Consider the following 21495-nt stretch of genomic DNA (forward strand, 5'->3'; position numbering starts at 1 on the left):
TTAACTTTCATTAAAATTGAAAGAACTTTAACAACTGTAATCTATTGTGTTACAGGTTGTTAATTGCTTTGTGTGGTTTTAATTTAAATTAGTTCTAAATAAACTTGTATTAAATAGTTTTCGTTTTTATTTTTGCAGTCAAATTACAAATCTATTTGTAATAAGTCTAAATAATAATAAAACTTAATATAATATAAAAATGAAAAAAATCGCATTAGGATTAGCAGCTTTAGCCACATTAGCTTTAACGTCTTGCAGCAGTGATGATGATAATAATCAGGTTTTTACAAATAATGTAACAGCACCTGATACGTATACATTTGAAAGAGATGGAAACTCAACAGTTAGCTTTGGTGGTCAAACGACACGCATACAAATGGCACAAGAAATTGTATCAGGTATGGTTGATCCTTCTAACACAGAAGCTATTTTAGATAACATGTTTGCACACGTGCAAGATGCTAACGATTTTTCAGACGCTAACTTAAACGCATCAGATAAAAGTGTAAGAAGTAAAATTGCAGCATCTACAGATTTTTATTCTGCAAACACAACAGATGCCAATAACATTAAAGCGACTTTTGATCTTTTTATAGAAGAGCAAGTAAATACAGTATTTCCTAATTGGTCAACAACAGCAACAGCAGGAGTTGCTGGACAATTACAACAAGTAGGTGGTGGTGCAATACGCTATGTAAATGGTAGCGGTTTAGAGTACAATCAAGCATTTGCAAAAGGTGTTATTGGTGCTTTAATGGTAGACCAAATGTTAAACAATTATTTAAGTCAATCTGTTTTAGACGAAGCAGATAACAGAGCTAATAATAACGCATCTGTTTTAGATGGTACAAATAACTATACCACAATGGAACACAAATGGGATGAGGCTTACGGTTACTTATATGGTAATGAAGACAATCCAGCTGTACCAGTATACGAAGCAGATAACTTTTTAAGTGAATATGTTGCTAAGGTAAATGAAGATCCTGATTTTGAAGGTATTGCATTAGATATTTATAACGCATTTAAATTAGGTCGTGCTGCGATTGTAGCTAAAGATTATGATTTACGTGATGTACAAGCACAAGTAATTAGAGGAAAAATTTCTACTGTTATTGGTGTTAGAGCCATCTATTATTTACAACAAGGTAAAGCTAATTTAGATTTAGATAAGGCATCAGCATTTCATGCATTGTCAGAAGCTTACGGGTTTATTTATAGCTTACAATTTACTAGACAACCAGGTACTAACGATCCTTACTTTACTAAAGACGAAGTACAACAAATGTTAGATCAGTTAATGTTAGGAGATGGATTTTGGGATGTAACAGCTTCTTCATTAGATGCCATTTCTAATACTATAGCTGCTCAGTTTTATTTTACTGCAGGTCAAGCTAGTAGTTTATAAAATATATAATTTATTATAGCAGTCGTTTATCTAAACGACTGCTATGTATTATTTTTGCACACTGAAAAAGAAAAATTATTAATTATGAAAAAGTTAGTTTACGTTTTTGCTATTATGTTGTTAATAGTAGCTTGTTCTGAGTCTGATGACACAGGAAGTAGTAGTAATGCTACATCAGATAATTATAATAGAGTTGCTATGCAAACCAACTTAGCAGACAATATAATTATACCAAGGATTCAAAACTTAAAATCTGCTTTACAAACGTTGTCTGATGTAAACAATACGTTTACAGCAACGCCAAACCAAGCTAATTTAGATAATTTAAGAGCTGCTTTTGTAAGTGCCTATAAAGACTGGCAATTAGTAGAGCCTTTTAATATCGGTCAAGCCGAAATATTACAATATAACTTTAAAATGAATGTCTATCCTACAACAGTAGCAGACATTGAAGCTAATATCGCTAACGGAAACTACGATTTATTAGCAGCAGCTAACAATGATGCTGTAGGTTTTCCTGCTGTAGATTACATGTTACATGGTATAGCAGCAACAGATGCAGACATTTTAGATAAGTATACAAACGCAAACTACGTAACATACTTAACAGATTTAATTGCACAAATGAATAGTTTAACACAAACCGTGTTAACAGACTGGTCATCAAATTACAGAACTGTATTTATTAGCAGTACAGAAAATACAGCATCAAGTGCAGTAAATAAATTTATAAACGACTATATTTTTTATTTCGAAAAAGGACTACGTGCTAATAAATTTGGGATTCCTGCAGGTGTATTTTCTGCAACGTCATTATCCGACAAAGCAGAAGCTATTTACAATGGAACAATTTCTAGAGATTTAGCTATTATAGCTTTGGATAATGTGCAAAATATTTTTAACGGTAAAGCAACAAGCACTTCTCCAACAGGTGAAGGTTTTTATAAGTATTTAGTAGCATTGGACAGAACAGATTTAGCAACACTAATTAATACAAGAATTGATGATGCTAGACAAAAAATACAAAATTTAAATTCAGATTTAAAAACGCAAGTTGAAGTTGATAGTGTAAAAATGACTGAAGCGTATGACGCCTTACAACTAGTAGTTATATCTTTAAAAGTAGATATGTTACAAGCTTTTAATGTAAGCGTAGATTACGTTGATGCAGATGGAGATTAATATCAAGTAACAATAATAAATAAAAGGTTGATTTAAAAGAGTCAACCTTTTTTTGTATTATGGAATTAAACCTAAAAACATATTTAAACAAAACCACAGATGCAGCTCCTTTGGCTGTGTTCAGGATTGGTTTTGGATTAATGATGTGTTATGGTATGATTCGTTATTGGTTAAAAGGATGGATTGATACGGTTTATGTACAACCTCAATTTCATTTTAAGTATTACGGATTTGATTGGGTTAAATCCTTAGGTGAGTATACCTATTTACTTTTTTTAATTTGTGGTTTGTCAGCTTTTTTTGTCGCTATTGGTTATAAATATAGACTAGCCATAATCACCTTTTTTATTAGCTTTACTTATATAGAGTTAATCGAAAAAACCACCTATTTAAATCATTACTATTTTATAAGTATTCTTAGCTTTTTAATGCTGTTTTTACCAGCTAATGCTTATTTTTCATTAGATAACTATACATCAAAAATTAGCTATAAAAGTATTCCTAAATGGAGTATAGACGCTATAAAACTACTGTTAGGGATTGTTTATTTTTATGCAGGATTAGCCAAAATAAATAGCGACTGGTTATTAAAAGCCCAACCCTTAAAAATTTGGTTACGCTCTAAATACGACTTACCATTTATTGGCGAAACTATTATGCAGCAAGATTGGTTTCATTATGCCATGAGCTGGTCAGGCATGTTGTATGATTTACTAATTCCGTTTTTCTTATTGTACAAACGTACACGATTTGTAGCTTTTATAATGGTCATATTTTTCCATGTATTCACACGTGTTTTGTTTCCTATTGGGATGTTTCCGTTTGTTATGATTGTAAGTGCATTAATCTTTTTTGATGCCTCGTTTCATCATAAAATAATACACAAAATAAAGTCGCTGCTTGGCTTTATTTCCGTGAAAGCGCAACCCATAATATATAAATCAGTCTACACTGTAAGGTATCGTAAATTAGTACTACCAATTCTGGGATTGTTTTTTGCGTTACAACTGCTAATTCCGTTTAGATATCTGTTGTATCCAGGCGAATTGTTTTGGACAGAAGAAGGTTATCGCTTCTCATGGCGAGTCATGTTAATGGAAAAAATGGGAAACACAACCTTTAAAATTAAGGACGAACAAGGGAATGTGTTTTTAGTCAATAATGCCGATTTTTTAACGCCTTTACAGGAGAAACAAATGAGCTTTCAGCCTGATTTTATTTTAGAATATGCACATTACTTAGGCGATCATTTTTCTAAACAAGGTTATAAAGGTGTGCAAGTATATGCTAAAAGTTTTGTGGCTTTAAATGGACGATTAAGCCAATTATTTATTGACGAAAGCGTAAATTTGTATCAAGAAAAAGAATCGTTTAAACATAAACACTGGATTTTACCATTTACAGATGAAATTAAAGGACTATAACCTATTACTATTATTAATGTTATCTGCTTTTAGCATGTTAGCACAACAGCAAATTTCTGGTACAATTACTAATCAAAATGGCGAAGCACTAAACGATGTTGGCGTTTATGATACAGTTAAGGGTTTGATAACCAAGTCTGATGCTAACGGTAATTTTAATTTTGAAACCGAAAAAGCAACACTTGATTTAACCTTTTTTAATTACGAATATCAAGTTTTAGAGCAAACAGTGACGTCAACCGAAGCTAAAAACTTAAAAATTATATTACTACCTCTAAGCGAAACAACATTGTCTGAGGTAGAAATTACCGTTAGAAAAGCAAAATTATTTAGCCTAAAACAATTAGAAGACGTCGAAGAAACTGCTATTTACGCAGGAAAAAAAACAGAAGTGGTTTTAATAGACCAATCTATGGCTAATCTTGGTGCTAATAATGCCAGACAATTATACAGTCAAGTAGCAGGTTTAAATATTTATCAAAATGACGATGCAGGTTTACAGTTAAATATTGGTGGACGTGGTTTGGATCCAAATCGTACAGCTAATTTTAATACACGTCAAAATGGATACGATATTAGTGCAGATGTACTAGGTTATCCTGAGAGTTATTATACACCAACTGCAGAGGCTTTACAAGAAATACAAATTGTTAGAGGTGCAGCATCATTACAATACGGAACACAATTTGGTGGTTTGGTTAATTTTAAAATGAAAACTCCAAATACTGAAAAACCATTAGAGCTAATTACTAGAAACACGGTTGGAAGTAATGGACTATACACCAACTTTACTAGTGCAAGTGGTACTAAAGGTAAGTTTAGTTATTACACGTTTTTTAACTATAAAAAAGGGGATGGATTTAGACCAAACTCTAATTTTGAATCTAAAAACTTTTATACACATTTAGGTTATCAATTTAACGAGAATACCAAGTTGGAAGGAGAGGTAACGTATTTAAGATACTTAGCTAAACAAGGTGGAGGACTAAACGATGATCAGTTTGAAGCAGATCCATACCAAAGTAATCGTTCTAGAAACTGGTTTCAGGTAGATTGGTTATTGTATAATTTAAAACTGTCTCATAAGTTTTCTGAAAACACAAACTTTACATTTAATGCATTTGGATTAAATGCGTCTAGAAATGCTTTAGGATTTAGAACTAACCGTGTGGATCAACCTGATGCTAATACAGAAAGAGATTTAATAAAAGGCGAATTTAATAATTTTGGTTTTGAAACCAGAGTATTAACCAACTATAATTTGTTTAATAAAAAATCCATTGGCTTACTTGGAGCTAAGTTTTATAAAGCAGAAAACACCTCTGAGCAAGGTCCTGGAAGTGCAGGTTCTGATCCAAATTTTGATTTTCAATATGATGCATTTCCAAATTACAGTAACCAATCTAATTTTACTTACCCTAATTTAAATGTTGCTGTTTTTGGAGAAAACATTGTGTATTTAAACGATAAGCTATCCATTACACCAGGTTTTAGATTTGAATATATTAACACCCAAAGTGATGGTTTTTTTAGACGTATAAATACAGATGCTGCAGGTAATGTTATTTTAAATGAAAAAATTGAAGATGACTTAACCAAAGAACGCTCATTTGTGTTATTAGGTTTAGGTGCAAGTTACAAACCAAGTACAACGTTTGAGGTTTACGGAAATATTTCGCAAAACTACAGATCAGTAACATTTTCTGATATAAGTATTAATAATCCAGCATTTATTATTAGTCCAGATATTGACGACGAAAGTGGGTTTACTGTGGATGCAGGAGTAAGAGGCAAATGGTCTAACAATATATCTTACGACGTTAGTGCTTTTAGCTTATTTTATAATGATAGAATAGGATTTGTGCAACGTGTACTTGCAGACGGAAATATTAAAAGTGAAAGAGGAAACGTTGGAGATGCCATGATGTATGGTATTGAGAGTTTAGTAGAATTTAATTTAGAAAACCTGCTGCTAAAAAACGAAGATTACATCTTTAATTACTATGTTAACTTTTCATATGTTGACTCAGAGTATACAAAATCTGAAGAGGTTGGAGTAGAAGGTAATAAGGTGGAATTTATACCAAACTATAACTTTAAAACAGGTGTTAGATTAGGTTATAAAGATTTTTTATCTAATATTCAATATACCTATTTGTCCTCTCAATTTACAGATGCGACTAATGCGACAGAGGGAAATTTAAGTGGTGTAATTGGAGAGATTCCTGCATACGATGTGTTAGATGTGTCTTTGTCGTATAAGTACAAACAATTTAAATTAGAAGCAGGTGTAAACAACCTATTGGATAATGCTTATTTTACGCGACGTGCAACAGGATATCCAGGACCAGGAATCATTCCTTCGGCTAACCGAAATTTTTATACAACCTTAGAGGTTAAATTTTAACCAACAATCCGTTAATTATAAGGTTAGATTAATTTATAAAACGTATCTTTACTCGCAATTAATTCTAATTGCAATGACAGCACACGAAAATAAAATAGTAGGAGAAGGATTAACTTACGACGACGTCCTTTTAGTACCTGCTTTTTCTGAAGTTCTTCCTCGCGAAGTCAACATTCAAACAAAATTTACACGTAACATTACTATTAACGTTCCAATAGTTTCTGCAGCTATGGATACCGTTACAGAAAGCCAAATGGCTATAGCTATGGCTAGAGAAGGTGGTATTGGTGTATTACATAAAAACATGACTATAGAGCAGCAAGCTACTAAAGTACGTAAAGTAAAACGTGCCGAAAGTGGTATGATCATAGATCCTGTAACCTTACCAATGACTGCAGTAGTTTCTGACGCTAACAATGCAATGCGAGAGCATGGTATTGGTGGGATCCCGATAGTGGATGACAATGGACTATTAAAAGGAATTGTGACGAATCGTGACCTGCGTTTTGAGCATGAAAAAAACAGACCAATTGTTGAGGTAATGACTAGCGAAAATTTAGTGACTGCTCCAGTTGGAACGTCATTAAAAGATGCCGAAAAAATATTACAACAACATAAAATTGAAAAGCTTTTAATAGTTGAAGGAAATAAGCTAGCAGGTTTAATAACCTTTAGAGACATTACTAAACTAACACAAAAGCCAATTGCAAACAAAGATACTTTTGGTCGTTTACGTGTTGCAGCTGCAATAGGTGTAACAGGAGATGCTGTAGATCGTGCAGAAGCTTTAGTTAATGCAGGAGTAGATGCAATAGTAATAGATACAGCACATGGACACACTAAAGGTGTGGTAAATGTGTTAAAAGAGATTAAGAAAAAATTCCCCGAACTAGAGGTAATAGTAGGTAACATAGCTACAGCAGAAGCTGCTAAGTATTTAGTAGAAGCTGGAGCAGATGCGGTAAAAGTTGGTATTGGACCAGGTTCTATTTGTACAACTCGTGTCGTTGCAGGTGTTGGTTTTCCTCAATTTAGCGCAGTACTAGAAGTAGCAGCTGCAATAAAAGGAAGTGGAGTACCAGTAATTGCAGATGGAGGAATTAGATATACAGGAGATATTCCTAAAGCATTAGCTGCAGGAGCAGATACAGTTATGTTAGGATCCTTACTAGCTGGAACAAAAGAAAGTCCAGGAGAAACTATTATTTACGAAGGTCGTAAGTTTAAATCGTATAGAGGTATGGGATCTGTTGAAGCTATGAAGCAAGGTAGTAAAGACCGTTACTTCCAAGATGTAGAAGACGATATTAAAAAACTAGTACCAGAAGGTATTGTTGGACGCGTACCTTATAAAGGTGAATTATATGAAAGCTTACACCAATTTATAGGTGGTCTAAGAGCAGGAATGGGTTATTGTGGTGCTAAAGACGTAGCCACTTTACAAGACACAGGACGCTTTGTTAAAATTACCGCTTCAGGTATTAACGAGAGTCATCCACATGATGTTACCATTACTAAAGAATCGCCTAACTATTCTAGATAGATTTTAAGGTAAATATTTTATAAAAAAGCACAACCATTGGTTGTGCTTTTAGTTTTTTATATTAAAAATTCTCAACCAAACTAAGTGTTAATTTTACTATAACAACACTTGAGAAGTGCGCAAATCTTTCTATTTTCAAATTATAAATCTATTAATGGTATTCTTTTAGAATATATTAAAACAATCAACATCATATAACATGGAAATTATAGGAAACATTATTAAAGGTGCCATAAATATTAAAGAGGCATTAACGCCTGAAGTTAATCCTGTAGAAGCACAACGCAAAGTGTTACAAAAATTATTGACTACTGCTAAAGACACCATGTTTGGTAAGACCTATGACTTTGAGGCAATAAGTAAAACAGAGGATCCAGAAGTAGCTTTTGCTAATAGCGTGCCTTATTTTGATTATAACCAAATCAATGACAAATGGTGGTCTAAACTACATGAAGGTTTAGAGGATGTTACTTGGCCTGGAAAACCGTCTTATTTTGCATTAAGTTCTGGTACTACAGGAAAAACTAGTAAGCGTATTCCTGTGACTGATGATATGTTATCTGCAATTAAGCAAGCAGGAATAGATCAAGTTACTGCATTAAGTAATTTTGATTTGCCTGCCGAGTTTTTTAGCAAAGAAGCGATGATGTTGGGAAGCTCTACAGATTTAAAAGAAAAAGATGATCATTTAGAAGGAGAAATAAGTGGTATTACAGCTAGTAATATTCCATCATGGTTTAAAGGGTTTTATAAACCAGGTGAAGATATAGCTAAAATTGAAGATTGGGATAAGCGTGTTGAGAGCATAGCAAAACGAGCTAAGCAATGGGATATTGGTGCTTTAAGCGGAATTCCGTCTTGGATGGAACTAATGATAAAAACTGTTATCGACTATCATAAAGTAGACAACATACACGAGGTTTGGCCAAACCTACAAGTCTATACTTCTGGAGGTGTTGCTTTTGGACCTTATCAAAAAAGTTTTAATGCTTTATTAGGAAAACCAGTTACTGTGATTGATACCTATTTAGCCTCAGAAGGTTTTTTAGCATTTCAAGCTAGACCAGAAACAGATGCGATGCAGTTGGTTACTGATGGCGGAATTTATTTTGAGTTTGTACCATTTAAACCAGAATATATTAATCCAGATGGATCTTTAAAAAACGAAGCACCAAGTGTTACTTTAAAAGACGTGCAATTAGACCAAGATTATGTTGTAATTATCAGTACAGTAAGTGGTGCTTGGCGTTATTTGATTGGAGATACTATTGAGTTTACTGATGTTGAGCGTGCTGAAATCAAAATTACTGGTCGTACTAAATTCTTTTTAAACACTGTAGGATCGCAATTATCAGTAAATAAACTGGATGATGCTATTAGGCATCTTGAAGAAAAGTTTAATACAACAATCCCAGAATATACTTTATGTGCTAAACGTTTTGAAGATGGTTTTTACCATAGTTGGTATTTAGGATCTGAAAGTTTAAACGAAGCAAATAATAGCATTGTAAACGCATTAGATGAGTTTTTAAAAAATGCTAATAAAAACTATAAGGTTGCAAGAGGTAAAGCTTTAGAAGGCGTAAAAGTAGAAGTAATTAGTCCAGAGATTTTTGCAGAATGGAGTGGTGCTAATAAGAAAAAAGGAGGTCAGGTTAAAATGGAACGTGTTATGGGAGAGGATAAGTTTAAAGATTGGGAAGCCTTTGTTGCTAAAAATTAAGACTCAGAAAGTTTTGCATCTCTTTGATTAATAATGTCCATGATTTCTTCTGGAGACAAATAATATTTTTTAATTCGTGCAATGTAAGATTGCTCTAAATTTGCTTGACTTAATATAAAGTCCTTTGTTTTTAAAATGTATTGTTCCATTCCTGATTGTACAGCATAAGTATCTGCAGCACGCTCTGCAGTTGCAATATGATTATCTGATAATAGATACTTAACGCCAAACCACATCAGGTTGAGGTTGCTTCGGTTTTTATAATCCATAACGTGACCTAGCTCATGACCAATCCAACCTATTAATACCTCTTGTGGCATATCTACTGTGTATAAAACTTCACCAGAAATTTTAACAGTTTCACTTATAAAAATATTATACGATCGTTGACCTTTTCTTTTTAAAAAACTACTTGCAGTTGGTTGTGCTTGCATAGTCGATTTTTTTATATTCTTTTTAAATTCAAAGTTTATTACTGTGTTTTTTAATTCAGGATAGTATGATAAAGCAGTTTCTACTTCATTTATTATTGTTTTTGGTATTATGGCTTTAGGATATAATAGGCTTGTCATTAGTATTATTAAAATGGGTTAATTAATCTGATTTAAATAATATAACAGATAATAATTTAAGTCAAAATGATTTAACTTTTTACTAATGTTTTTTAACACATTACGATAAAAAAAAGCACAACGCTTAGGTTGTGCTTTACATTGTATAGCATCACATTTATCTTAATTAACTAATACGGTCAGGCCAAAAATTAGGATGCTCTCCACTAAACCCCATTTTTGGGAGGTGGTTTATTTGTTTCACTTCGTCCTCAGACAGTTCAAAGTCAAAAATATTAATATTCTCTTCAATTCTTTCTGGCGAATTAGATTTTGGAATAATAATAACATTATGCTGTGTAATCCAACGAAGACATATTTGTGAAACCGATTTTTGATGTGCTTTGGCAATGTCCTTTAAAAGTTGATTATCAAATACTTTTCCTCGTGCTAAAGGAGACCAAGACTCAACAGTTATATTTTTTGATTGACAATATTCAGTTAATTCTTTTTGCCAATAACCTGGATGAAACTCAATTTGATTAACAGCAGGAATAACCTTTGCAGTTTTAAATAACGCTTCTAAATGTTCTTGAAAAAAATTACTTACTCCTATGGATTTAATTTTACCTTCAGCTTGTAATTCTTCCATTGCGCGCCAACTTTCTGCATTAGCGTGTTGCCAATTATCGTAGTTTTTAGCGTTAGCAGGCCAATGGATTAAGTATAAATCAATATAGTCTACATTTAATCGTTGCAAGGATTTATTAAATTGGTCCTTAGCAGATTGATAGCCTAAATTTTCTCGCCAAAGTTTTGTGGTAATATATATATCTTTTCTATCAATACCACTAGCTTTAATACCTTTGCCAACAGCTTCTTCATTTCCATAAATAGCAGCTGTGTCTAATAACCGATAGCCTTTAGATAAAGCAGTAGATACGGATGCTATACCTTCTTGCTCTGTGCATTTATAAGTTCCAAATCCAACTAGTGGAATTTGATTGCCATCGTTTAAGGGTATTTGTTTCATAATAATAGTTTTAATGATTAAAATAGTACTATTTAAAGGTAAGATTAATGTTGTTTTTTTTAAACTATTTGTACTGTTTTAACAAGGTTTTAGCGTTACTAGCTAGTCAAGGGTTAAACATGTTATTTCGATAATTTTACCAGACATACAAGTATCAAATAGGTCGTTTTTTTCTTTATAACCAAAAGTGATTTTAGTATTATCTATTAATTTAACATCAAAGCTATTTAGGTTAGTTGGATTTACTGTTTTACCATCTTGTAATGCAATCATCCAACCACAGCCATCTAAACCAGTCTTATTAACTAATGTGCCTTTTACACTATTTAAACAATTAGAAGTATTGTTTTTGGTATTGGCACAGGACCAAGTTAATAGTATAAAGCTTAAAAGTAAAACTATCTTGTTTTTAATTTGAATCATAAATTGGAATTTTAAATTAGATAAATACTAAGTTAATCTATTTTAGTAATGTTTAAAATTGGTATAAAAAAAAGCACGACTTGAGGTCACGCTTTTTTTTGATTTATAATAAGGTGTTTACATACTTTTTACAAAGTCTAGAAATACTTTTTTGTGAAGTTCTAAATCTAGATTAGGAGACAAAGAGGCACGTACGATGTAATCTTTATCACCTTCTTTAGTTGTCCCTTGTGTTGAGGTTGCAGGAATAGTCCAATAACAACCATTTAATTGACCATAACTAACGCAATATTTACTCTCATTTGGTATTTGGGTAATCATTAAGGTTATCAATTTTAAATTTAAAGCTCTCTTATACTCTTCTTTTTCTTGAGCTGTGTTTCCTTTTGTTGGAAGATCTAACGAGAAAACAGAAGGTGTAAAATCTTGTGCAGCAAGTTCTTCTGATACAAAATTTATTTTAGCTTCTGGTAACGTATCATGAATAAAATTAACAAACTCACGAGTATTAATGTAAGCCTCTTTAATTCTTTGATTCATTGAAGGTAATTGCTTTGCTAAGATTTCATATTGAAGATTAGTTGCTTCATTATCACAAAGTGCTAAATGATTTTCAATATGTACCATTACGTCTTGCGTTTTAGTATTACCTACACAATAACCAGCTGTACAATGTCCACCACTAGGAAATTTTGATCCGCTTGCATAAGATATGGTTCTAACGCTAGATAAAATTTTGTCTTCACCTAAAAATAATACATTTGGACAAAAGGTTTGATCTAAAATAAAAACAGGGTCTATTGCTATATCACCATTTGGTGTGTGTCTAACTTTACTTAATGCAGCCTTTAATTGTAAAAGATCAGGAACTTCAACTCTTGGGTTTGTTGGTATTTCTGCAATTATATATGGTACTGCATCTTGACTAGCAATGGTGTTTAAAACGGTATCAATACTTGTTACCATATCATTGTCACCATCTACTGGTAGATCCACTACTTCTACATTGTCAATACAAGCAGCAACACGTCTGGCTTGATCGTTGGTACCACCATAACAGTTTGGAGGTACAATAAACTTAATGTCTTTTCCCTTATGATTTATTAACGCATGATGTATTAATCCCATCATGATAGCATATTGGATTGATAATCCACTTGAACCTACTAACGGTTTAGAAGGTGATCCTGTAATCTCTTTGATGGAAGCTAAAACCTTAGTCTTATCAGATTGTAAAGTACTACTAGTATAATCAGATGTGGTGTCATTAATCAAGTCGTTTAAAGCAGCTAAACAATTTACTGGTGTCATAGCAATGGTTTCTCTTCTTCTTACATGTTGTATGTCAGATATATAAGATGCATTATGTTCACCATTAACTAATAAAACACTTCCTAATTCAGTGTGTAAGTTAACGGTAAAGTCTATGTTATTGTTTAGCGTTGTATGACAAATCCCGTCTTGTTGATTGATAAAGATGGTGCTGCCATGAAAAGTAGATATGTCTTCAGCCGAGTTTACTTGGTTTAATTCAAAATTATAACCATAAACTGTACGCAAGATGTCTGCATCAAAAATACTTGGTAATTGACCAACAAAATTGATTTGCGTTTTTTTATTGTCTAAAAGATTTTTTCTTAAAACAGATAATATGGGAGTGGTTTTAGATGAAAAACTTATAACCGCTTCAGGCTTTAAATTATTTAAGTCTGCAATAACCCATTCTAATACACAAGATAGTGGATGACCTAGCCTAATATAATCGTAAGCAGTTGGTAATTGGTTTAATGCTGTAGCATCAGCATTATTATTTTTGTATAGGTTTTCAAATTGATCTAAAAACTCTGTTTTAGCTAATTTTTCGTTGTAAATATCTAAGCGATGCGTTGTTATATTCAACCAGCCAGTTGGCATGTTTTGAAGTACATCTTTAATATAATTTAGCATTTTATTATTGTTCATGATTGCTCCTTTAAAATAGGAGTGCAAGGTACAATAATTAGATTTGTTTTAAAAGACGAAAACGTTATGTTGAAGCCTTAAATGGTATCTAATTTAACCAGTAATACTAGACGTTTTAAGCTTAGATTACTAGTTTAAAATTGAAGATTATAATTAATAAATATTTAACTAATCTTAAGGCTTGATGTTTACATTTGTAATGGTCTAATTACAATTTTAGTTTTTATTATTCAGAGTATACTTGTCCACGATGTGGTTTTAAGGCATCACGTATAGGTTTCATTTCTGTTTCATTTACAACCATAAAAGCAATACTATGCATATCATTAAGTTGTTCAAAACCTGTAATATTTAATTCAGTTTTTTCTAAAGTAATATACTCTTTAAGATGTATTTCGTGGTGTTGTGCAATTTTTAAAGCGTCAGGACCTCTAAAATCCCAAATTAATTTAAGTTTTCTCATATTATTCTGTAACAGAAATCCCGTTTTCAATATATTTTTTAAAATCGTATAAATACTTTTCAGTTTGTATTTTAAAAGCTTTAGGCATTAACAGTAGCATTAAACGCTTAGCAAATGTAGTGGGCACAAATTGGTTTATACTAGTCCATAAAGTAGTATTATCATCTATAACTTTAAAGTAGTTTTTTTGGATATTATGCATTCCTGCAGAATCAAAATTAAAGTGAATAGTCTTATTATTTTCAATATATGTTATAGTTTCGATAAGACTCATCTCACGTCTTCCAAATGTGTAATTCAGTTTCATTTGCACTCCAACTTCATTAGGTAAACCGCTTAAGTGCTCAAAACTAGTAAGCCCAAGATGCCAATGCTTTCTACATTCATGATTTTGCAACATCAAGAAGCAGTCTTCAATGGGTTTTTTAATTAAGACTTTAACCGTGTATTCCATAAAAAAATATATACATAAACTTTAACATACAGCGATGGTAAAATACACTATCACTAACATATACGTTGGTTGGTAAATATAGGTTTTTTGTAATAAAACAACTTTTAATAAAGCTTTAAAATTTTAAAAAACCTAATATTGATTTTAAAACTAAAACTTATATAAAAGCAATACTAATTACTTTAAAGTATCGTTTTAAAAGTCATTGTTTAATAGTGTAATATTACTATTTTTGCAGACATTGCTAACAAATGTGGCTTAATTATGAAAATGAATATTTTACGTATTACATTCCTTTCTTTTTTCTTTTCTTGTTTATTCGTAAATGCGCAGACTAATACAGTTTTATTTACTGTGGATGATGTGCCTGTTTATACATCAGAGTTTAAAAGAGTCTATAGTAAAAATCTAGATTTAGTTAAGGACGATTCTCAAAAAGATATTGATAACTATTTAGACTTATTTGTTAAATACAAACTTAAAATTGCCGAAGCTAAAGCTTTAGGTATGGATCAAAAACCAAACTATTTAAGAGAATTTTCAAGTTATAAAAGCCAATTGGCTAAAAATTACTTAAACGATAGTAAAGTTACCAATCAGTTAATAGAGGAGGCTTACCAAAGACTTCAAACAGAAGTAGACGCGAATCATATTTTAGTTAAAATTGATGAAAATGCTAGCCCAAAAGATACATTATTAGCCTACCAGGAAATACAAAAGTTAAGAGGTCGTGCAATTAATGAGGGCTTTGAGGTGGTTAAAAAAGACGTCCATAATGGTCAAACATTATTTGCAGAAGCATTAGGCTTTTTTACTGCCTTTAAGATGGTGTATCCTTTTGAAAATGCAGCATACAATACAGCTGTTGGGCAATGGTCACAACCTTTTAGAACCCAATTTGGATACCATGTTGTTTTTGTAAACAACAAACGCAAAAATAGAGGAGACGTAACCGTTGCACATATTATGTTAGCAGGTGATAAAGCTGAACAAACTACAGAAAGTAGCATTAACGAAATTTATAAAAGAATAAAGCAAGGCGAGGACTTTAGTGCTTTAGCTAAACAGTTTTCGGATGACAAAAGCTCAAGTAGTAATGGTGGAAAATTAAATGCGTTTTCTGCAGGACAGTTAAGCTCTAAAATTTTTGAAGAACAAGCATTTGCGTTGTCAAACGTTGGAGATATATCTAAACCGTTTAAGTCTGAGTTTGGGTACCATATTATCAAACTGATTGATAAAAAGGGTATACAGTCTTTTGAGGAGTTAGAATTAGAATTAAAAAACAAAATTAAAAGAGACTCTAGGTCTAAGGTTATTAGTGAAAAGCGTATTGAAAATTTGTTACAAACATATAATGTTGATTTGACAACAGTAGACTTAACGCCTATTGTCAATATCCTATCGGATGATTATTTTGCAAGTAATTGGACAATTCCTTCAAGATTTAAAGGAGACGAAACTTTACTAACTATTGGTACAAAGCAAATATTACAAATTGAATTTGCTGAGTTTTTATTTAAAAGTCAACGTAGACGTCAAGCTAAAGTACCATTAAACCAATTAGTTGATGATAATTTTAAAGTTTTTGTTGAAACTAATTTAAAAGCCTACCAAGAAGAAAATCTTGAATCTGAGAATCAAGAATACGCACAAATACTAAGCGAGTATCGTGATGGATTGTTATTATTTGATTTAATGGAAAACCAAATTTGGAACGCAGCAAAACAAGACTCAGTAGGATTGTTAGCGTATTACAATAATCACAAATCAAACTATTATTATGATACCAGAGTAGATGCAATTGTAGCGTCTTCAGCCAAAAAAAGCGTAATTAAAAAGGTGTCAAAATTATTAAAGCAAAATTGGTCTACAGATAATATTAAAAAACAAATTAACGTTGATAATCAAATAAATGTTAGTTTTATCATCGATACTTTGGACGCTACACACCAAGCTTTACCAAAAGGATTAAATTTAAAAGCTGGAGTGTCTAATGTGTTTAAGCATAACGATGCTTACAGTGTAGTAAAAGTAAATAGTGTGCTGCCAAAAACCCAAAAAACATTTGAGCAAGCAAAAGGAAGTGTAGTATCAGATTTTCAAGAGCAAAAAGAAAAAGATTGGCTTTTGGATTTAAAAAATAAATATAAAGTAACAATAAACACTGAAGCTTTACAACAAGTAAAAGAAGAACTAAAATAAATTGAAAAAACTAAGCTACATATTAATCATGGTTGGTATTTTATGGTCTTGTGACTATTTTAAACCAGCCCAACAAGAAAATGCTATTGCTAGAGTAGAGGATGTTTTTTTATATACAAGTGATTTAAAAAAGGCATTGCCAGAAAACTTAAGTAAATCTGATAGTACCATTTTTGCTAATAATTTTATTACAAAATGGGCAACACAGCAGTTATTTGTGCAAAACGCACAAGTTAATTTGTCCGATGCAAAGCTTGAAAAATTTGACAGATTAATAAAACAATATAAAAACGATTTATATAGCAAAGCTTATATTGAAGCGTTAGTCTCTAAAAATTTAGATACCACAGTATCTGTTACAGAAGCAGCAGCTTATTACGATTTAAACAAAGAAGCCTTTAAATTAAATGAAGATTTAATTCAATTTAGATATATTAATGTTGAAGCAAATCGTTTAGATTTAGAAAAAATTAAAACCAAGTTTAAACGCTTTAACAAGTCAGATAAAAAAGAATTAGATTCAATTTCAATACAATTTAAATCCTATTCATTAAAAGACTCTTTATGGATTAGGGTTGATCAAGCCATTAATAAAATTCCTGTGGTGACTTTAGATAACAAAAATGAATTGTTAAAAAAATCTAATTTTATACAACTCAAAGACTCATTAGGATTATATTTGATGCAAATAAATAATGTGTTGTTACGAAACGATACTGCTCCATTGGAGTACGTTAGACCAACCATTAACCAAATCGTTATCAACAAACGAAAATTGGAATTAATAAAACAATTAGAAAAGGACATTACTAAAGATGCCATTAAAAACAAACAATTTGAAATTTACAATTAAAAGTAAAACGTTACATGCTTTAGCGTTTATATTATTAGCAACTTTTGCTACTTCAGCTCAAGAAATAATTGACGAAACAGCACAAGAGCAAGTTAAAGATACCACTAATACAGGTGGAGCACTTAAAGTAGATGGTGTTGCTGCAGTAGTAGGTGATTACATTGTTTTAGATAGTGATATTGACAAAATGATTTTACAACTTAAAGCACAAGGAGCATCCATACAAGGTGTATCACGTTGTCAATTATTTGGTAAATTATTAGAGGATAAATTATACGCACATCACGCAATTCAAGATAGTATTGTTATTAGTGATGCCGAAATTCGCTCATACGTAGACCAACAAGTACAACAGTTTTTACAACAAACTAATGGTAACATGGATGAGTTGCTTAAGTTTTATAAAAAAGAAGACGAGGTTAGTTTTAGAGAAGAAATGTTTGAAATTAACAAAAGCAATAAGTTAGCTTCAGAGATGCAAAAGAAAATTATTGAAGACATTGAAGTTACTCCAGAAGAAGTACGTCAATTTTTTAATAAAATACCAAAAGAAGAACGTCCAAGATTTGGAACAGAATTAAAAGTAGCGCAAATTATAATTGAGCCTAAAGTAAGCGAAGAGGAAAAACAACGTGTTATAGATAGACTAAAAGAATTTAAAAGAGAAATAGAAGAAGACGGTAAAAGTTTTAGATCAAGAGCAGCATTTTATTCTGCAGATCCAGGCTCTAAAAAATCAGGAGGAAAATTACCTCCTATGAATAGAGCTAAACCTAGAATGGTTAAAGAGTTTAGAGATGTGGCTTTCTCTTTACAAGAAGGAGAAATATCAGAGCCTTTTGCTACAGATTATGGTTACCATATTATCTATTTAGAAAAAATTAGAGGACAAGAGTATGACGTAAGTCACATACTATTAGTCCCAGAAATTTCTGATGAAGAAATCCTAGAAGCTAAAGAAAAAATTGAGAAAATCAGAGCAGAGATTACTAATGGAGATTATACATTTGCCGAAGCTGCTAAAGAGTTTAGTGACGAAAAAGAAACTAAATACCAAGGTGGTCAATTAATTAATCCACAAACTCAGGATTATAATTTTGAATTGACTAGAATGGATCCAGAATTATATGGTCAATTACAAGGACTAGAAAACAATACTATTAGTGAGGTTTTAACAGATTCTGACAGACAAGGTAATATCAAGTTTAAGTTAATTACAGTAACAGATAGAATAGATGAACATGATGCAGATTATGCTCGCGATTATTTAAAAATTAAGCAATTAGCTTTAAACGAAAAACAATTTGACGCTATAGGTAAGTGGCAAAACGAAAAAATATTAGACACTTACATTAAAATAAGCGAATCACACAGAGATTGTGACTTTAGTAGTAATTGGTTAAAAAAATAAGTAAAACATATGTCAGACGTTGCAGCAGTAAAATCTCTGGTAACAAAATATAATGCATTAAGACAAGAAGTAGCAAAGGTTATTATAGGTCAAGATGATGTTGTTAATCAGATTTTAATTTCTATTTTTTCTGGAGGTCACGCCTTATTAATTGGTGTTCCAGGATTAGCTAAAACGTTAATGGTTAATACAATTTCTCAAGCATTAGGACTGGATTTTAAACGTATACAGTTTACACCAGATTTAATGCCAAGTGATATTTTAGGAAGCGAAATCCTAGACGAAAGCAGACAATTTAAGTTTATAAAAGGACCAATTTTTGCAAATATTATTTTAGCAGATGAGATTAATCGTACACCACCTAAAACACAAGCAGCTTTATTAGAAGCTATGCAAGAACGTGCTGTAACAGTATCTGGTCATCATTATAAACTGGATTTACCATATTTTGTTTTAGCCACACAAAATCCAATTGAACAGGAAGGGACTTATCCACTTCCAGAAGCACAATTAGACCGTTTTATGTTTGCTATAAATCTTGATTATCCTACTTTTCAAGAAGAAGTAGATGTGGTTAAAGCAACAACATCAGATCATAGACCAATAGTAAATGCGCTATTTACAGCTCAAGAAATTACAGACTTTCAGCAACTAATTAGACGTATTCCTGTAGCAGATAATGTTATTGAATACGCTGTTACTATGGTTGGAAAAACCAGACCACATAGTGATGCTGCATCAGATTTAGTAAAACAGTATGTAGATTGGGGAGCAGGTCCTAGAGCTTCGCAAAACTTAATTTTAGCAGCTAAGACACATGCAGCCATTAACGGTAAATTTTCTCCAGATATAGAAAATGTTCAGGCTGTAGCAACTAGTATTTTACGTCACAGAATGATTAAAAACTATAAAGCTGAAGCTGAAGGTATTACTATAGAGCATATTATTAAAAGCCTTTTTTAATATGAGCTTAAAACAATTTAAAGTTCCGTTATTACTTTTAATTATAGGTATTATTCTAACCATTATTGGTGCTATGTTTAAAATACAGCATAAACCAAATGGAAACCTATTATTAACAGCAGGTACTTTTGTAGAATTTTGTGCCATTTTTTTAGGTATAATTAAACTAATTAAAGTAGCTAGACAGTAGTTATTTACCCTTACTTATTGGAAACTATAACAACATACAGACAAAGAATATTTGGTTTAGATGTTGTTAGAGCATTGGCTATTATTTTGATTTTATGTTCTCATAGCACGTTGTTATTATTTCCTGAGTCTCAATCCAACATTATAAAAACCATACAGTTTTTTGGAACAATAGGTGTAGATCTATTTTTTGTTTTAAGTGGTTTTTTAATTGGTACTATTTTAATAAAACATATTGAAAATAATAAAACATCCTTTAAGGATTTTGCAAACTTTTGGATGCGACGTTGGTTGCGGACTTTACCAAACTACTATCTAGTTTTGCTTATAAACATAGGTTTGATATTGCTATTTAATGCAGAATTGCCAAATCAATTATTTAAGTATTTCTTTTTTCTTCAAAACCTCTCTCAAAAGCAACCTGACTTTTTTACAGAATCCTGGAGTTTAACCATAGAGGAGTTTGCTTACATAGCTGGACCTGTATTACTAATTATCCTTGGGATTTTCTTTAAAAGGTTAAATAAGTGGTCATTTTTAGTAGTTTCACTTTTAATAATCGCTAGTGCGATTTATCATAGATTTTTGTTTGATTTTAATGTAACAATACTACCAGAAAATTTTTCATGGAGTAAATCTTTGCGCAAGGTTGTCGTTTTTAGATTAGATAGTATTTACTATGGTTTTTTAGGTGCTTTTTTTGGATTTTATTACACTAATTTATGGCTACGTTTTAGGTTTGTCAGTTTTATAATTGGAGTTATATTATTTGTTGTTACACATGTTTATATTTTAATTAATAAATTAAATCCTGATAGTTTTAGTACGTTTTTTAATGTTTACTATTTATCACTGCTTGCAATAAGTATTGTATTGACGTTTCCCATGTTTTCTAATTGGAAATCCAATAAAGTATTATTAAAACCTATAACTAATATCAGCTTATGGTCTTATTCAATATACCTAATTAATTACTCTATTGTGTTATTAAGTCTCCAACGATATATTCAAATTTCAGAATTATCTCTTATAGGAAAATTTGGAGTATTACTATTGTATTTGGCACTTACTTTTGTATTTTCTTATCTGTTATTCACGTTTTTTGAATATCCAATTCTAAAATTTAGAGATTCTAAAAGGTACAAGCGTTGGTTCAAAAACTAATTTTCTTATTAATTTATTATTTTATAGCATCTAATTTTATCATTTTACTACATTTCTGTTAATATCATTCTTTTTTGTTGAATTTAATTCAATGAATATTCAATTTCCTTATATATTTTTAAAATGCTTCAATTTTT

Annotated in this window: 18 protein-coding genes; 12 read left to right on the forward strand and 6 right to left on the reverse strand. The window is 31.3% G+C overall.

Annotated elements, in window-relative coordinates; translation table 11 throughout:
- The first annotated feature begins 199 nt into the window (after positions 1–199).
- The 6 genes from M890_RS0107135 (at position 200) to M890_RS0107160 (ending at position 9687) form a co-directional block, all read left to right on the forward strand.
- Positions 200–1408, forward strand: coding sequence for a DUF4856 domain-containing protein (locus M890_RS0107135; RefSeq protein WP_028282874.1), 1209 nt, complete (start codon positions 200–202; stop codon positions 1406–1408).
- 84 nt (positions 1409–1492) lie between these two features.
- Positions 1493–2590: an imelysin family protein gene (locus M890_RS0107140; RefSeq protein WP_316929348.1), complete on the forward strand. Its 1098-nt coding sequence runs from the start codon at positions 1493–1495 to the stop codon at positions 2588–2590.
- Between the two features lie 59 nt (positions 2591–2649).
- Complete coding sequence (locus M890_RS0107145) at positions 2650–4014, forward strand: HTTM domain-containing protein (RefSeq protein ID WP_028282876.1); 1365 nt, start codon at positions 2650–2652, stop codon at positions 4012–4014.
- On the forward strand, positions 3995–6421 hold the full coding sequence (locus tag M890_RS0107150; protein WP_028282877.1) for a TonB-dependent receptor domain-containing protein: 2427 nt from the start codon (positions 3995–3997) through the stop codon (positions 6419–6421). Before M890_RS0107145 ends, M890_RS0107150 begins: the two co-directional genes overlap by 20 nt.
- A 73-nt stretch (positions 6422–6494) precedes the next feature.
- The gene (gene guaB / locus M890_RS0107155; RefSeq protein ID WP_028282878.1) at positions 6495–7964 is read left to right on the forward strand and encodes an IMP dehydrogenase; all 1470 of its coding nucleotides are present in this window, start codon (positions 6495–6497) and stop codon (positions 7962–7964) included.
- Positions 7965–8163: 199 nt separating this feature from the next.
- Complete coding sequence (locus M890_RS0107160; protein WP_028282879.1) at positions 8164–9687, forward strand: GH3 family acyl-acid amido synthetase; 1524 nt, start codon at positions 8164–8166, stop codon at positions 9685–9687.
- Here the strand turns inward: M890_RS0107160 and M890_RS0107165 are convergent.
- From M890_RS0107165 to M890_RS0107190, 6 genes are all read right to left on the reverse strand, one after another.
- Positions 9684–10259 (reverse strand): hypothetical protein, encoded by a 576-nt coding sequence (locus tag M890_RS0107165; protein WP_028282880.1) that lies wholly within the window; start codon positions 10257–10259, stop codon positions 9684–9686. The two genes, M890_RS0107160 and M890_RS0107165, sit on opposite strands and share 4 nt — an antisense overlap.
- A 166-nt stretch (positions 10260–10425) precedes the next feature.
- Positions 10426–11271 (reverse strand): aldo/keto reductase, encoded by an 846-nt coding sequence (locus M890_RS0107170; protein ID WP_028282881.1) that lies wholly within the window; start codon positions 11269–11271, stop codon positions 10426–10428.
- 102 nt (positions 11272–11373) lie between these two features.
- Positions 11374–11694, reverse strand: coding sequence for a hypothetical protein (locus tag M890_RS0107175; RefSeq protein WP_028282882.1), 321 nt, complete (start codon positions 11692–11694; stop codon positions 11374–11376).
- A gap of 117 nt (positions 11695–11811) precedes the next feature.
- Positions 11812–13656, reverse strand: a complete 1845-nt coding sequence (locus tag M890_RS0107180) for a PLP-dependent aminotransferase family protein (protein ID WP_028282883.1) — start codon at positions 13654–13656, stop codon at positions 11812–11814.
- 226 nt (positions 13657–13882) lie between these two features.
- Positions 13883–14119 carry a hypothetical protein gene (locus tag M890_RS0107185; protein ID WP_028282884.1) on the reverse strand — a complete coding sequence of 79 codons (237 nt, stop codon included), beginning with the start codon at positions 14117–14119 and terminating at the stop codon, positions 13883–13885.
- Between the two features lies 1 nt (position 14120).
- Positions 14121–14573 (reverse strand): SRPBCC family protein, encoded by a 453-nt coding sequence (locus M890_RS0107190; RefSeq protein WP_028282885.1) that lies wholly within the window; start codon positions 14571–14573, stop codon positions 14121–14123.
- A gap of 264 nt (positions 14574–14837) precedes the next feature.
- On the opposite strand from M890_RS0107190, the gene M890_RS0107195 reads away from it, so the two are divergent.
- Genes M890_RS0107195 through M890_RS0107220 form a run of 6 tightly spaced genes read left to right on the forward strand, consistent with a single transcriptional unit; the run spans position 14838 to position 21358 of the window.
- The gene (locus tag M890_RS0107195) at positions 14838–16778 is read left to right on the forward strand and encodes a peptidylprolyl isomerase (protein ID WP_232219139.1); all 1941 of its coding nucleotides are present in this window, start codon (positions 14838–14840) and stop codon (positions 16776–16778) included.
- A 1-nt stretch (position 16779) separates the two neighbouring features.
- Positions 16780–17631: a hypothetical protein gene (locus M890_RS0107200; RefSeq protein ID WP_028282887.1), complete on the forward strand. Its 852-nt coding sequence runs from the start codon at positions 16780–16782 to the stop codon at positions 17629–17631.
- Positions 17594–19042 carry a peptidylprolyl isomerase gene (locus M890_RS0107205; RefSeq protein ID WP_028282888.1) on the forward strand — a complete coding sequence of 483 codons (1449 nt, stop codon included), beginning with the start codon at positions 17594–17596 and terminating at the stop codon, positions 19040–19042. Before M890_RS0107200 ends, M890_RS0107205 begins: the two co-directional genes overlap by 38 nt.
- 9 nt (positions 19043–19051) lie before the next feature.
- On the forward strand, positions 19052–20005 hold the full coding sequence (locus M890_RS0107210; protein WP_028282889.1) for an AAA family ATPase: 954 nt from the start codon (positions 19052–19054) through the stop codon (positions 20003–20005).
- A gap of 1 nt (position 20006) precedes the next feature.
- Positions 20007–20195 (forward strand): GldL-related protein, encoded by a 189-nt coding sequence (locus M890_RS0107215; RefSeq protein WP_028282890.1) that lies wholly within the window; start codon positions 20007–20009, stop codon positions 20193–20195.
- A 17-nt stretch (positions 20196–20212) separates the two neighbouring features.
- Entirely contained in the window at positions 20213–21358 is a 1146-nt protein-coding gene (locus M890_RS0107220) for an acyltransferase family protein (RefSeq protein WP_028282891.1), read from the forward strand.
- Positions 21359–21495: the final 137 nt, after the last annotated feature.

This window comes from Olleya marilimosa CAM030 (assembly GCF_000518485.1).
Taxonomy (GTDB): Bacteria; Bacteroidota; Bacteroidia; order Flavobacteriales; family Flavobacteriaceae; genus Olleya; species Olleya marilimosa.

What these genes read in the sequence shown, in the direction of transcription:
- M890_RS0107170 (WP_028282881.1), bottom strand. Translation starts at nt 11,271, where the DNA reads ATGAAACAAATACCCTTAAACGATGGCAATCAAATTCCACTAGTTGGA.
- M890_RS0107165 (WP_028282880.1), bottom strand. Translation starts at nt 10,259, where the DNA reads ATGACAAGCCTATTATATCCTAAAGCCATAATACCAAAAACAATAATA.
- M890_RS0107145 (WP_028282876.1), top strand. Translation starts at nt 2,650, where the DNA reads ATGGAATTAAACCTAAAAACATATTTAAACAAAACCACAGATGCAGCT.
- M890_RS0107175 (WP_028282882.1), bottom strand. Translation starts at nt 11,694, where the DNA reads ATGATTCAAATTAAAAACAAGATAGTTTTACTTTTAAGCTTTATACTA.
- M890_RS0107190 (WP_028282885.1), bottom strand. Translation starts at nt 14,573, where the DNA reads ATGGAATACACGGTTAAAGTCTTAATTAAAAAACCCATTGAAGACTGC.
- M890_RS0107195 (WP_232219139.1), top strand. Translation starts at nt 14,838, where the DNA reads ATGAAAATGAATATTTTACGTATTACATTCCTTTCTTTTTTCTTTTCT.
- M890_RS0107205 (WP_028282888.1), top strand. Translation starts at nt 17,594, where the DNA reads ATGCCATTAAAAACAAACAATTTGAAATTTACAATTAAAAGTAAAACG.
- M890_RS0107185 (WP_028282884.1), bottom strand. Translation starts at nt 14,119, where the DNA reads ATGAGAAAACTTAAATTAATTTGGGATTTTAGAGGTCCTGACGCTTTA.
- M890_RS0107135 (WP_028282874.1), top strand. Translation starts at nt 200, where the DNA reads ATGAAAAAAATCGCATTAGGATTAGCAGCTTTAGCCACATTAGCTTTA.
- M890_RS0107180 (WP_028282883.1), bottom strand. Translation starts at nt 13,656, where the DNA reads ATGAACAATAATAAAATGCTAAATTATATTAAAGATGTACTTCAAAAC.
- guaB (WP_028282878.1), top strand. Translation starts at nt 6,495, where the DNA reads ATGACAGCACACGAAAATAAAATAGTAGGAGAAGGATTAACTTACGAC.
- M890_RS0107150 (WP_028282877.1), top strand. Translation starts at nt 3,995, where the DNA reads ATGAAATTAAAGGACTATAACCTATTACTATTATTAATGTTATCTGCT.
- M890_RS0107160 (WP_028282879.1), top strand. Translation starts at nt 8,164, where the DNA reads ATGGAAATTATAGGAAACATTATTAAAGGTGCCATAAATATTAAAGAG.
- M890_RS0107210 (WP_028282889.1), top strand. Translation starts at nt 19,052, where the DNA reads ATGTCAGACGTTGCAGCAGTAAAATCTCTGGTAACAAAATATAATGCA.
- M890_RS0107215 (WP_028282890.1), top strand. Translation starts at nt 20,007, where the DNA reads ATGAGCTTAAAACAATTTAAAGTTCCGTTATTACTTTTAATTATAGGT.
- M890_RS0107140 (WP_316929348.1), top strand. Translation starts at nt 1,493, where the DNA reads ATGAAAAAGTTAGTTTACGTTTTTGCTATTATGTTGTTAATAGTAGCT.